Below are 12,988 nucleotides of genomic sequence, written 5' to 3'. Positions count from 1 at the left end.
CCAATCCTTTCCTTAATTACCAAATAACTATATTGATATTATAGCATACTTCTATTTTAAGATTTTTACATTTTTCAGTTTATTTAACCTTTAAAATAAATATACACCCCTAATCCAACAACTAAAACGACAGCTAGTATAATATAAATCATTGTTAATCGTTTAATATTCCCCTTTGTCGCTTTGCTATAATTTGCATCACCATTCCGCCCAATTAACACCGTCGCAATGACAGTAATCACTACAAGTAATACAACGATCATAATCCAAGTTAGCATTTCTTCCTCCCCCTCCTTACAATCATTTTACAATATTATCCTCTTTATTTCGCAGCATATTTCCTCTTTTTACTATTATTATGAAGCAAACTGGAAAACTATTATTACCATTCCTATCCATACGTGATATATTTATAACATAACGTGACTTATTTCTAACACCGCAAGGAGGACCTATCATGAAAACAACTTGGATAAAATATTTAGGATTTCTCGGTTTCTTCGGTTTTTTTTATGAAAAAGGATTGTTTACTATGTTCTGTTTCTTCTCCTTTTTCACATCGTATAGAACAGTTCAACACGATGAACTGTTTGAACAAATTGTAAATAAATCGTGTCGCAATGCATTTATCATTACATTACTAACTACCGCTATCATTATGTTTATTGAAATGTTATTTCCAAACCCGATCTTACAAGAAATTGATATCGCTCTTATTTTCGGCACACTCATTCTTACGTTCGGTTTTTCTATGTTCTTTTATGATAAACCTGTTGATGAAATGGAAGATGCACCATGGCGTTCGTAACGAGGATAAAAGAATACCGCGCCAAATTGAACATGACACAAGAAGATTTAGCGAAGCAAGTTGGTGTACGCCGTGAAACAATTAGCCACCTTGAAAAAGGTAAGTATAATCCTTCATTGCAACTCGCTCACGATATAGCGAAGGCACTTCATAGTACGATTGATGAGATTTTTATTTTTGAGGATAAATAAAAAATACCGTCATTCTTTCCAAGAAGAATGACGGTATTTCTCATCGATTATCCATATAAAACCGCATGAAATACGCCTAATAGTAAGTATTGATCCTCCATGTAATCTCCATCATATGCATTCATCTCGATGTAATACATATCTTCCTCAAGACGAATATTCCAATCTGCGATTAAATAGCCTTTTCGTAATAATTTTCCCATTCCAAATGAAGTTTTATGAACAACATATTCTTCTGCCTTATATGTAAAGGTAAATATAAAATTTGCATCCAATAACTTTCCGTCACATACAAGTATTTCATGCTCTGCATCATTATTATCGATGTACGTTACTAAAATCTTTCTTTGGCGCTGCCTACTTACATCCTTTGCAATGACGCGAATATTGCCCTTACTATCCTTTATTTCATAAATGATATTACTACCAATTTTCGGAATGAAGTCCAGCACTCTCATCAACGTATTTTTATAATAACCCCGTACTACGCCTACTTGCTCACTTCCATTATAAAACTCTATCGGCGTCGTATCTGCTTTGCTATCACACGGTCGTTTGTAAGAGAGCTGCATCATTCGCTCTCCTCTTAAGTACTGATCAAACGTCACAGGATATTCTATCATGCGCAGTTCCTTATTTAACTCATATAAATAGCGTTGAACGCTCTCTACTAATGTTGTAGTCGAGATACTCTCCTGAAGTTCAAATTGTTGCCAACTGGAATAAATTCTCCACTGATCTTCCTCTTCATAGGAGAAACCAAGAATTATTTCCTCACGATCAGGTGTTTCATAATTCATATGTACGTTCTGCCCGTGTTGCACTTGTTCCATCCACTGTCCTAAATAAATGCCAAGCTCTGCGACCTTCATACATGACTTCTGAAAAAGTACGCTGTCACTCGCGAGAATCGTTAATTCCCCTTCAATAAAGCCCTTTGTATAAGCATCATACTTTGGCTCATCCTTCTGCGGAATAGCCTTGTCTAACTCAAATAAAAACTTTAACATTCTTTATTCACCTCTAGTTGTTACACAGTTCATACCTAACATTGCAGCACTCTGAGAAACTATGTATATATACACATTTAATTTATGTATTATAACACGTAAATGACCTTAGTATAGAAACACTATTTTTGCTTTACGAACTCCCTCATAATAGAATAACTATCCTTTTATTATTTTTTCTTGACTTAGAGTTCACTCTAACCATTATAATCAACTCATAGTTCATTCAAAATAAAATCAATTGGACAAAATTCAGTAGGGATTGGAATAGCTAAAATCAAAAGTGGCTGACATTATCGCAGACCTGGATATTGTTATTCGAACCTTTGATTTATCTGTTACTACAATTGTATATTAAGGTACTATTCAAATAAAAAACAACGATTTCCTGTGCGTTAAGAAGTAAGTGATTCTTGTTATTTTTTCCTTATTTTACTTTCTCTTAATAGTCGTAAATCTTCTATAATTTATTTAGTACATATAAAAGAGACGAAACCTTAAAATCAGCAAATTAGAAAATAAAACAGGATGGGAGTCAATTATTATGGATCAATTAAATAAGGCATTTAGCCTAGCATTAGTAAAATCGTTAAGAGGAGAACGAGGACATCTTCCCATCAAAAATGCTTTGTCGGATATAGACATGGTGCTTGCGGGAAAACGCAGAGAGGAACTACCTTATTCTATTTATCAATTAGTAAAACACATGACCTACTGGCAAGATTTTCTCTTATTATCCGCCCAGGGGAAGAAGCCTGCATTGCCCGCCCATGTAAAAGAGAGCTGGCCTGAAGAAGAATGTCCTGCCAGTGAAGAAGAGTGGCAACAGATTATTCAGTATTTTCTTCAAGGGATTGAACAGGCATGCACGATTGCCCAAACTGTTCAATTGGACAAAATATTGGAGGAATGGCCTGGTGAAACCACTGGCGGTGTTCTACGCAATATTGCATCTCACAACTCCTACCATTTAGGAGAAATTGTGCTGATCCGCAGATTATTTAGTGCTTGGCCACCGCCAACAGGCGGATATCCAGTCTAAACAAGGAAATGGTTCCAACCTATGCCCATTAACTTAAAATTTCGAATTACTTCCAAAACGAAATTTTTACCACTTTACAGTTATTTATGAAAATTAAATTCATTTTTTTCATTATTAGGGAACAAACATTTTTTTACTTGATGGAGATAGGGTACAAAAATATACATTTCATCTCCTAACAAAATAAAAAAGATTGCTCATATCCAAAGAGGCAATCTTTTTTTATTTTTAAGCAGTTTGTAATTTGTCATTACAAACTGCTTAAAATATTATTTCGTGTTATTTCTGTTTTCCAAAACCTTCTCCACATTAACCCTCAATTTTAATTCCAGCTTGTTTAAATGGTTCTGATTTTATTTCTGTTTTCTTCAGTAAAATTGTTTTGACTTGGTGCCATCTTTTTTGTTCCATATCTTAGTATATGAAATTATATCGACGATTCATCAAATTTCAACACAATTAAAATGAGGTTGCCTTTTCTTGAACCACTCCCACAATTTCTAAAATTTGCAGAAGACTCTCCACTTCATAAGTCGGCTTAACTTCTGCCCTATTTTCTTTCAAACTCGGATTATACCAACACGTATCAATGCCGTAGTCTTCTCCACCTTTCATATCAGAAGTTAGCGAATCTCCAACCATTAGTACACTTGATTTATCCGTAATTCCGAATTTCTCAAATGCATAATCAAAAATCTCACGTGCTGGTTTTTGATGACCAACTTCTTCAGAAATAATAATATAATCAAAGAAATTACATAAAGGCGAATTTCCGATTCTTGATTGTTGCACCTTCGTATATCCATTCGTAATAATACCTAACTTGCAATCTTGTAGATTTTCACATAATTGTACTGCGCCTTCTATAAGATGTACTTCTTTCCCTAAATTTTCAAGATATACATCACTAAATTGCTGTGCATCTACGTCTATATTATGAAGTGCAAATAATTGTCTAAATCGATCTACTGCTAATTCACTTAGCGTAATCATTTTATTTTCTAAATCTCTCCATAATCCATTACTAATCTCTTTATAACTTGCAAGATAATCATTATACCCTGTAGGCATACCAAACTGTACAAACGCATTATGTAATGCGTGTCTTTCCGTTTTTGGGAAATCTAATAATGTATCGTCTACGTCGAATAATATAAATTTGTATTTCATGATGTTTTTCTCAACTCCTATATTCTCATAGCTTAATTATAACAACAATAAGAAAAGGAGGCTAATTAAAACCAGCCTCCCTTCTTTTTACTTTTCTTCCAGCAGTAACACTTTCATTTCTTCTAACGAATCTTTCGTAAAGCCAAGAGCTTTTTCGGCGTATGCTTCAACTGATCCGTATTGCTTTTGGATTCCCTCAATCGCAGCTTGTAAATATTCGGCGCGCGCTTCAAACATTGCACCTAATATCGCTCTGCTCTCATCGTTTTGTAATTTCGCACCTAAAAAGGCCATCATTTTTTCATTTAACTTTTCACGGAATCCGTTACTTAATAAGTAATCTTCCATTACTGTTTTTTCCGGTACACCTAGTAAAAGTAATAATAATGCTGAACCAAATCCAGTACGATCTTTTCCAGCTGTACAGTGGTTTACTAACGGTAAGTTTTCCGGGTTTTGCGCTAAGTTTAAGAAGCTCACGAATGCCTCGTTGCCACTTACAAAATCCTGATTCATTTTCACAAGATACTCACCTGGTTTTCCTAACATAGAAAGGTCACCAACTTGGAAAAACTCATTTATATTTAAGTCTTTCGCTAAGTCTTGCATAACTGGTAAGCACACTTGACGAGCACCTGTAATTTCTGGATTCGGCTTATGCTTCACTTCAAAGTCTGTACGGTAATCACAAATTAACTTTAAGCCAGACTTTTGTAAATACGCAATATCCCATTCTGTTAGTCCTGCTAATTCTTCAGAACGGTATAATTTGCCCCATTTCACTTTACGGCCTTCTGTCGTTTCATATCCTCCCATATCACGGAAGTTAAACGCGCCTTGTAATGGCAGTCTACGCTCAGCTACTGTTACTGCTTGTCCATTACTTCCTACTAATCTAAAATATGGACGTTCATTTTCACTCGGGTTTTCAATTGTATATGATAATTCTCCATTTACCGTTGCAAGTAATTCTCCAGTTTCTTCAACATGTTCTGGTGAAGTACTCCAATAAATACGAACTTCTTCTATATTATTTTCCCATTTTATTTGTAACGTATTATCTTCATTTCTCTCTACAGTTGCTTGTAGCCAATTTCTTTGCTGCTCCATTCTTTCACCAACGCTTTCTCTTATAGTCAAATCTTACTCTATTTTATTATAGGAATAACTACTTTGTCGTTCTCATTTTTCTTTTTATCTTACAAACAGGCGAAAAGTTCTTTTACTTGTTCAAAATTTGTACACGGGTTCCCACTAGATGTGTCCCAGAGTATATCTTAAAACTCCCTCACATATCGCTCAGTACAACTCAGCAACTGACATCCGTTCTTTTCAAAAACATCCTTCATCCATTCATTTTGTATATTTGTCTCACCAATATAATAAGATGCACCTATTTCCTTTAAGACAAACATCGCACCTGCAAATAATGCCTCTTCATATCCCTTATTACGCATATTTGGAGTAACTGCGAAGTACATAAGTTTCCCTTCTTCTAACGTACCTCTTTCAATATGCGGGATTACAATTCCTATCTGCTTTTCATCGACACTCGCTGTTAAGCAATGTTCTTTCCATTGCTCACCAATTTCTTGTAGCATCATATGCACAACTTGATCATGAGCGACTGGTTCTCCCGTCGCTTCATTCCACAGTGAATAAAAAGCCTCTTCTCCAACTTCTTCAATAAGCTTAAAATCAATTTCACTTTCTACATCTTCTACTTCATATATATCTTTAAATACAATCATGTTTTCCGTAACATATTCAAATGAATACGTTTCAAAACATTTTTTATACACATCATAATTTGGACTTTTTGAAGAGATTTCAAAATATAGTTTTTCTAATCCATCTTTTTTAGCTTCAACAACGCAATATTGCATCATTTCCTCTAATTGCTCTTCTGTAAAAATCTCTGCATTATTTTCTTTTATCATAATAGAAGAAACATTTCTTCTTATTTTAAAATATTTTTCTAACTGTTCTATCGTCGTCATATTCTTCCCTCATCTATATCATACTCGAATTTCTAATCGTTCTCCTTGCATGAGCAGGATTGTCCTTGAATATATAGAATACTAGAAAAGATCGCATCTTTAAAGTGCGGAGGAGGTTCTCCAGTGGATATTACAGCATTGCAACAACAGTTAGAGCTTATACAACAAAATGACTATACGCAACTGCAACATATAGACGTAAATGAGTTAACTTTGAACATGCTTCAGTATATCGGAACGACTGATAGCTACGTTCGTTACCAACTTATATATAAATGTTTTGCGCATTTCATTCATCATGAATTCCTTATGGATGATCAACTGAAATTACTTCTGCAAACTTGTTTAAGTGATGAGTATTTATATTGTGACATTTACTCCCCACATACAGATGGGGTTTTCACACGTTCTTACACTGTTTCGTTAATTGCGTTAATACTCCAATTCGCTAATTCGCACTACTTTTGTACAGAGGAGGATATCGAAGAAATAAAAAATAAACTCATTACATACACAAACTTAGAAACGGATTTTCGGGGCTATATCGAAAATAAAGGATGGGCTCATTGTCTTGCTCACATATCTGATGCTTTTACCGAAATTGTTCATAATACGTATACGACCTTTGAGTGGTACGAAGAATTAATTCATTGTTTATTAAATAAAATCTTTATTCCATCTGACCTTTTTCATAATAACGAAGATGAACGCATTGTTACTCCATTACTAGCAATGCTGTATCATGATTTTCCTCAAAACGAGTTAATTTCTATTATTCATAAAAAAATAAAAAGGCTTCCTCAAATTAGAAAACGCCTTTCGCTTAATGAGTATTGTATTTTATGTGCCAATATTAAAACCTTTTTACGCACATTATTTTTCAGAACGAAAGATGATCATAACTTAGCCTTTACAGCACGTAAAACAGAAAGAATGTTAAAAGAACTTCCTAATTACTATTAAAAACAAGGAGTCAAAACATGGGTTATATTGAAGACATGAGAAATTTAGTAGGAAATCATCCACTTATTTTAATAGGTTCGCACGCCATTATAGTAAATGAAAAAGGTGAAGTATTACTGCAGCTCCGTACAGACTTTAACCGCTGGGGCATTATTGGCGGCGCTTTAGAATATAACGAAACATTAGAAGACGCTTTAAAGCGAGAAGTATATGAAGAAACTGGACTTATTATTAAAAATCCAGAACTATTCCGTACATACTCAGGGCCAGATTTCTTTCAAATCTATCCAAATGGCGATCAAGTACACGGTGTACTCGTTGTTTATATTTGCCGAGAATTTTATGGGGAGCTTGTATGTGATAAAACTGAGTCAAAAGAATTACGTTTCTTTCCGCTTGATGAGTTACCTAGTACTCTTCATCCAGTCATTGAGAAGATTCTTCGCGATTTTCATCACTCCAATAAAAAATAGAAATCAAACAACCTCATTTCCCGTCATTACAACGTGAAATGAGGTTGTTATCGTTCACCGTAAATCCCTATTTTCCCAAAATGATATTAACGCTCTCTTTTTACAACTTTATATCCCTTTATAAAAAGGATAGTTATATAAGAAACAATAAATGAAAGAATAGTATACATGCCCACCCAAAAGAAAAATGCTGGATCGTGCACTGTAACATTTAACATAAGAAAAATAAGAAATGTTACTATTGGCATCACATAAAATGTACCTACTTTATATGCTCCAGCTATTGAAACAATACAAACAAGCAATGGATATATACAGAAAATAAAAATGATTTCACTCAACATTATGTCCCCCTTTCTGCAGAAATAATAGGTTTCTCGTACACATTTGGGGGAACAACAAAATTTTATTTTTTATCAATTATTAGTAAATATAATGTTAGATTGTTATCTCAATCTGATTTCCTTCAGGATCACTTACTACACTTTCATAATAACCATCCCCTGTAGTACGCGGCCCGTTTAACACTGAGTATCCTGCTTCTCTTAATGTATTAGTTAATTCGTTCACTTTTTCTTTACTATCTACTGAAAAAGCAATATGCGCATATCCTATTGTTTGTGTTTGTACTTTCTCGTCTATCCCTACCTGCCTCATAAGTTCTAGACGCGCACCGCCTTCAAAAGTTATGAAATAAGATTCAAACTGCTTTTTCGGATTGTGATATAAGCTATTTTCTTCACCACCGAAGTACTGTTTATAAAAATCACGCATTCTTTCTAAATCATTCACCCAAATTGCTACATGTTCAATTTTCATAATCGACACCTTTTCTTTTATGTTATTCAACTGGCAATTGGATGCTTCATTGCCAGTACATTTAATTTTCTTTATTTGTTCTCGTAATCATAAGATCAAGTCCAAGGCTTTTTAACCCATATAAATAATCTTCTTTCCAGTTGCTCACTGTTATTTTCGGAATATGTTCTGCCGGAATGTACTGCGGACAACTTTTTACAATCTGATCTATTACAATTTGGTTCACTTCATCATCACAGAAGATGAATCCATGAGGGTTAATAATAGCTATACATGTAGCTATTAAACGAGTAATAGCATCTATATTATATTCCTCTGGATTATTCGAATCTTCACTTCTCAAAGCTTGCAAGAAATTTTTATTATCGTACTGCGGGACGAAAGATATCTCTCCTGAGAAAAATGTGCTTCCGCGTACGACATCTCCATTTACCATAATCCCCGCACCTGGGCCATTTTGACCTGAATACAAATATACAAGAGAGGAATTTTCATTGTTTCCAGTATTTTTATGATAGCCGAGTACTGCAGCATTCATATCGTTTTCTATTACTACTGGTATAGAAAACAGTTCCTCCAAGTGACTTTTCAAATTAAAATTTTGGAACTTTTCATATCCAGGAATATAGAAAATACGCCCATTATCGACAGCACCAGGAACACCAATTGAGATTGAACTTATCTTTGGAAACGTAGCTATAAGACTTTCTATATGTTCTGTCAATACACTTAGACCCGTATCGATTAATGCACTTGAAGTACTGCCTTGTTCTTTTACTTCCCCTAAACAGTTAAAAATTGTATAGTTCGTCTCATTTTTTTCTAAAAATATCGCTAAACCTAACATATATTCTGGATTATATTCATATCGTTTTGCTCTTCTTCCACCACTTGAATCATCTAAACCGGCTAAAGTGACTTCACCGTCTTGTTTCATTTTTTCTATAAATTTACTTATCGTTGGAAAACTGATTTCTAATGTATTACTAAGTTCAACTTTCGTTGCACTACCTCGCTCTAGAAGAGCTGTACGAATGCCGCGAAGGATCGTCTCTTTAATCGATTTTTGAGTAACAAATTGTTCACTCAAATCGCTCACCACCTTAATCAACATACTTATTAAACACTTTTAATAAGTTGCGTTGACAATATATCATACATCATTTTCTAAAGCAATAGAGATGATATATTTCTACTAGCGGCACTCCGTATTTAAATCGATGCATTCTCTCTCATAACAGACGATACAATTCCAGACAAGATAACAAATAATAAAACAGCTAGCAAAGCATTACGTATTCCGAATGCTTCTCCAAGTATTCCTAAAAATGGTGGTCCGACTAAAAACGCTGTAAAACCGATGATAGAAACTGCAGCAACATTAGAAGTCGCATTTTCACTGTCATCTCCAGCAGCAGAAAGCCCAATCGGGAAACCTAACGCGGCACCAATCCCCCACAGTACTACACCAAGTGCTAGAAAATATGAGTTACTCCCAAATATGACGATTGTCATTCCTATAATCGCCATCATAATAGTAGCACGCATAACCGCGACACGACCGAATCGATCAAGAAAATAACTACTGCACATTCGAGCTAATGTCATTGCCAATACAAAAATAGTGTACATAATAGAACCTGTTACTACACTTTGCTCATGTCCATCTACCATCACAATAGGTAACCAATCATTTGCACTTCCTTCTGCAAATGCCATTCCAAGCACAAAAAGACCAAGTAAAAGCACCTTTTTTTCCATCCGTAAAGAAGTATGCTTCGCTCGCTTTTTGTTTCGCGATTTCTCCTTCTTTCCTGTCCCATGCGGAAGAAAACGATACAACATACATACAAGTAATACAAACATGACCAAAATCGCAAGAAATTGATACAGAATTGGGATGTGAAGCGAGATGGCGGCAGAACCACTGAGCGCGCCTACTAAAGTTCCTATACTAAAAAAGCCATGGAATTTCGGAAGAAGAGTTGTTCCTAATTTCTGCTCAATGGCAGAACCTTCTACATTCAATGCGACTTCTGCTAATCCATATCCTACTCCAAATACTAGTAAGCTACCAAAAGCCCCCATACTAGAAACAAAATAAATAGTAATACCTAAACAAAGCAATCCAACAATCATAAAAAACATACTGCCTATAATAACGTCTCTAGCTCCCTTACCGTCAATAAAATGACTTGCACTTAGTAAACCAATTATTGAACCGACAGATAATCCGAACAAAATCCAGCCCATTTCTGCATTTGACACTGCTAAAATATCTCGAGTAGCTGCTGTTCTAGAAATCCATGTAGCAAATGCCACACCTGGCAAAGCAAATAAGAGGAATAGAGCATTTCGAGAGGCAAGTAGCGTCTTTGTATCATTTCCGCAAAATCTTTCTTCATATGAAACACCTTTCAAATTGTCTATACGATAATTTATACTCTAATGAAAACACCTTTTACTCTTCTATCGTTTTAATAACTTTAGCTGGGTTACCACCAACAACTACATTATTAGGTACATCTTTTGTCACAACTGCCCCTGAAGCAATTACAACATTATCTCCAATTGAAATACCAGGGTTAATAATAGCGCCTCCGCCAACCCAAACATTGTTACCTATCTTTACCGGTTTTCCATATTCTTTGCCAGAGTTTCGTTCCACCGGATGTAATGGATGAGTAGCAGTATAAATGTGAACACCAGGTGCAAACATACAATTATCACCGATTCGAACTTCACAAACATCCAAAATCACACAATTGAAATTTGCGAAAAAGCTCTTTCCAACATGAATATTGTAGCCGTAATCACAACGAAAATCAGGATTAATTTGTGCTTTCCCATCAGTTGAAGAACCTAAAAGCTGATTTAATAACGTAAAACGCCTCTCATCTCCTGTCTCCATCGCCTCGTTATAAAGGCGTGTTAAACGTTTTGCCTCCACCCTATCAGCCACCAATTCTTCGTCATCCGCAATATACATTTCTCCTGCCACCATCTTTTCTTTCTCCGTTTTCATACAATCCTCTCCTTTTTTTATTATATGGGAGGCACTTATTAAACAACTTTAATAAGTACCTTTAATTAAACTTATTAAAGTTGTTTAATAAGTAACCCTATATTAGCATACTTTTTAATATATGCAACTAATAAGTTCGGAAAAGAAGTGCGAACTCCTCGCTCTACGTATCGATATGAATAATAATTTATATCGAAAAACGAGGGAACGCTCAGCGCCCCCTCTCAAATCCAATCCGTTTTTTAATTTCCACTAAATTTATCTTCGCGATTTTTCTTGCTCGCTCAGCACCTTTTTCTAAAGCTTCGTATAATAAATTCGGCTCATTCATATACATAGTATATTTCTCCCGAGGTCCAGCTAACTCACGATCTACAACGCGAAATAACTCTTTTTTCACATCGCCCCATCCGATTCCAGTCTCATACTTTTCACGCATCGACTGTATTTCATCTTCCATCGCAAACTCTTTATATATCATAAATAATGTTTCTAATTCTTTCGGTTCATTTGGAAGTGAAGAATCTGTTTTGATTTTAAATATTAACTTTCGTAGTTTTTCTTTCTCTGCAAATAATGGGATTACATTCCCGTAACTTTTACTCATCTTTCTTCCATCAAGTCCTGGTAATATTGCTCCTTCTTCTTGCACTACATACTCCGGAAGTGTAAATGTCGTGCCGAATGTATGATTAAAATACGTCGCAATATCACGTGCAATTTCAATATGCTGAATTTGATCTTTCCCAACTGGTACATGAGTAGCTTGAAATAGTAATATATCCGCCGCCATTAAAATCGGATACGTATATAATCCCATATTCACTCCTGCATCTACCTCTAAACCCGCTTCTTTATTTTGCTCCACCTTCGCTTTATACGCATGAGCACGGTTCATAAGACCTTTCGGAGTTAGGCAAGCTAAAATCCAAGCTAATTCTAGAATCTCCGATACTTCTGTTTGCCGATAAAAAACAACATCTTCCCCAAGTCCAAGCGATAACCAAGTAGCTGCTACCTCTTTCGTATAACTGCTGAACTTCTCTGGATCATGAACAGCATTTAATGCATGATAATCAGCTATAAAGTACAATGCTTTTCCTTCATTATTCTTTGACATTTGTAATGCAGGTTTAATCGCACCAATATAATTTCCTAAATGCGGATAACCTGTCGGCTTAATTCCTGTTAACATTATTTTCTCACTCACACTAACTCCTCCTTTCTCAAAATAAAAAGAGCCTCTCATCCTTAAAAAAGGACGAGAGACTCCCGCGGTACCACCTTAATTAGCTATCATTATAGCTCACTTCAACTTCTTAACGTGAAGTAACCGTCTTTACCTACTCATTTCAGTTAGAAGCTCCAGAGCCCATTCCATATTCATCCCTTACTGATTTCCACCACACATCAGCTCTCTAAAAAGTTTTGAATATGTACTCTTCTCTTTCATTGCTTTTTCGTTATTTTTTACAGTTTATCACATT

General features: G+C 35.1%; 15 protein-coding genes, 1 pseudogene and 1 other annotated feature. Of the genes and pseudogenes, 5 read left to right on the top strand and 11 right to left on the bottom strand.

Annotated features, from left to right (window positions below; translation table 11 throughout):
* Positions 1 to 83: 83 nt before the first annotated feature.
* On the bottom strand, positions 84 to 278 hold the full coding sequence (locus ACO6VI_RS17660) for a hypothetical protein (protein WP_000958863.1): 195 nt from the start codon (positions 276 to 278) through the stop codon (positions 84 to 86).
* 179 nt (positions 279 to 457) lie between these two features.
* Here ACO6VI_RS17660 and ACO6VI_RS17655 point away from each other — a divergent pair, with 179 nt between their 5' ends.
* Together ACO6VI_RS17655 and ACO6VI_RS17650 are read left to right on the top strand one after the other, a co-directional pair.
* A complete protein-coding gene (locus ACO6VI_RS17655; protein WP_088020588.1) occupies positions 458 to 808 on the top strand; it encodes a DUF3796 domain-containing protein in 351 nt (116 codons plus the stop codon).
* Positions 796 to 999, top strand: coding sequence for a helix-turn-helix transcriptional regulator (locus ACO6VI_RS17650; protein ID WP_000896321.1), 204 nt, complete (start codon positions 796 to 798; stop codon positions 997 to 999). Before ACO6VI_RS17655 ends, ACO6VI_RS17650 begins: the two co-directional genes overlap by 13 nt.
* A 47-nt stretch (positions 1,000 to 1,046) precedes the next feature.
* Here the strand turns inward: ACO6VI_RS17650 and ACO6VI_RS17645 are convergent, their stop codons facing one another.
* Positions 1,047 to 2,009 carry a tubby C-terminal domain-like protein gene (locus tag ACO6VI_RS17645; protein ID WP_161519910.1) on the bottom strand — a complete coding sequence of 321 codons (963 nt, stop codon included), beginning with the start codon at positions 2,007 to 2,009 and terminating at the stop codon, positions 1,047 to 1,049.
* A 544-nt stretch (positions 2,010 to 2,553) separates the two neighbouring features.
* Between ACO6VI_RS17645 and ACO6VI_RS17640 the strand changes: the two genes are divergently transcribed.
* Positions 2,554 to 3,051: a DinB family protein gene (locus ACO6VI_RS17640; protein ID WP_161519911.1), complete on the top strand. Its 498-nt coding sequence runs from the start codon at positions 2,554 to 2,556 to the stop codon at positions 3,049 to 3,051.
* A gap of 459 nt (positions 3,052 to 3,510) precedes the next feature.
* Here ACO6VI_RS17640 and ACO6VI_RS17635 read toward each other — a convergent pair whose 3' ends face one another.
* From ACO6VI_RS17635 to ACO6VI_RS17625, 3 genes are all read right to left on the bottom strand, one after another.
* Positions 3,511 to 4,221 (bottom strand): YjjG family noncanonical pyrimidine nucleotidase, encoded by a 711-nt coding sequence (locus tag ACO6VI_RS17635; RefSeq protein ID WP_023522527.1) that lies wholly within the window; start codon positions 4,219 to 4,221, stop codon positions 3,511 to 3,513.
* Positions 4,222 to 4,308: 87 nt separating this feature from the next.
* A complete protein-coding gene (locus tag ACO6VI_RS17630; protein ID WP_078993961.1) occupies positions 4,309 to 5,331 on the bottom strand; it encodes a tyrosine-protein phosphatase in 1,023 nt (340 codons plus the stop codon).
* Positions 5,332 to 5,498: 167 nt separating this feature from the next.
* Positions 5,499 to 6,221: a GNAT family N-acetyltransferase gene (locus ACO6VI_RS17625; protein WP_023522529.1), complete on the bottom strand. Its 723-nt coding sequence runs from the start codon at positions 6,219 to 6,221 to the stop codon at positions 5,499 to 5,501.
* A gap of 123 nt (positions 6,222 to 6,344) precedes the next feature.
* Here ACO6VI_RS17625 and ACO6VI_RS17620 point away from each other — a divergent pair, with 123 nt between their 5' ends.
* Together ACO6VI_RS17620 and ACO6VI_RS17615 are read left to right on the top strand one after the other, a co-directional pair.
* The gene (locus ACO6VI_RS17620) at positions 6,345 to 7,184 is read left to right on the top strand and encodes a DUF2785 domain-containing protein (RefSeq protein WP_000355450.1); all 840 of its coding nucleotides are present in this window, start codon (positions 6,345 to 6,347) and stop codon (positions 7,182 to 7,184) included.
* A gap of 17 nt (positions 7,185 to 7,201) precedes the next feature.
* The gene (locus ACO6VI_RS17615; RefSeq protein WP_063220409.1) at positions 7,202 to 7,657 is read left to right on the top strand and encodes an NUDIX hydrolase; all 456 of its coding nucleotides are present in this window, start codon (positions 7,202 to 7,204) and stop codon (positions 7,655 to 7,657) included.
* Between the two features lie 86 nt (positions 7,658 to 7,743).
* Here ACO6VI_RS17615 and ACO6VI_RS17610 read toward each other — a convergent pair whose 3' ends face one another.
* From ACO6VI_RS17610 to ACO6VI_RS17585, 6 genes and pseudogenes are all read right to left on the bottom strand, one after another.
* A complete protein-coding gene (locus ACO6VI_RS17610; protein ID WP_001289515.1) occupies positions 7,744 to 7,998 on the bottom strand; it encodes a YbeF family protein in 255 nt (84 codons plus the stop codon).
* Between the two features lie 97 nt (positions 7,999 to 8,095).
* Positions 8,096 to 8,476 carry a VOC family protein gene (locus ACO6VI_RS17605; protein WP_161519912.1) on the bottom strand — a complete coding sequence of 127 codons (381 nt, stop codon included), beginning with the start codon at positions 8,474 to 8,476 and terminating at the stop codon, positions 8,096 to 8,098.
* 61 nt (positions 8,477 to 8,537) lie between these two features.
* Positions 8,538 to 9,566, bottom strand: a complete 1,029-nt coding sequence (locus ACO6VI_RS17600) for an ROK family transcriptional regulator (RefSeq protein ID WP_000003038.1) — start codon at positions 9,564 to 9,566, stop codon at positions 8,538 to 8,540.
* A 122-nt stretch (positions 9,567 to 9,688) separates the two neighbouring features.
* Positions 9,689 to 10,881, bottom strand: a pseudogene (locus ACO6VI_RS17595) (MFS transporter).
* A gap of 56 nt (positions 10,882 to 10,937) precedes the next feature.
* Entirely contained in the window at positions 10,938 to 11,501 is a 564-nt protein-coding gene (locus ACO6VI_RS17590; RefSeq protein WP_000845631.1) for a maltose O-acetyltransferase, read from the bottom strand.
* Positions 11,502 to 11,712: 211 nt separating this feature from the next.
* Positions 11,713 to 12,711, bottom strand: a complete 999-nt coding sequence (locus ACO6VI_RS17585) for a tryptophan--tRNA ligase (RefSeq protein ID WP_161519914.1) — start codon at positions 12,709 to 12,711, stop codon at positions 11,713 to 11,715.
* 44 nt (positions 12,712 to 12,755) lie between these two features.
* Positions 12,756 to 12,963, bottom strand: a binding site (T-box leader).
* Positions 12,964 to 12,988: the final 25 nt, after the last annotated feature.

Origin of the sequence: Bacillus sp. PSXD-155 (assembly GCF_049310765.1) — a bacterium.
Lineage (GTDB): Bacteria > Bacillota > Bacilli > Bacillales > Bacillaceae_G > Bacillus_A > Bacillus_A cereus.
The sequence above is the reverse complement of the archived record's forward strand: the minus strand, read 5'-3'. Positions and strand labels throughout refer to the sequence as shown.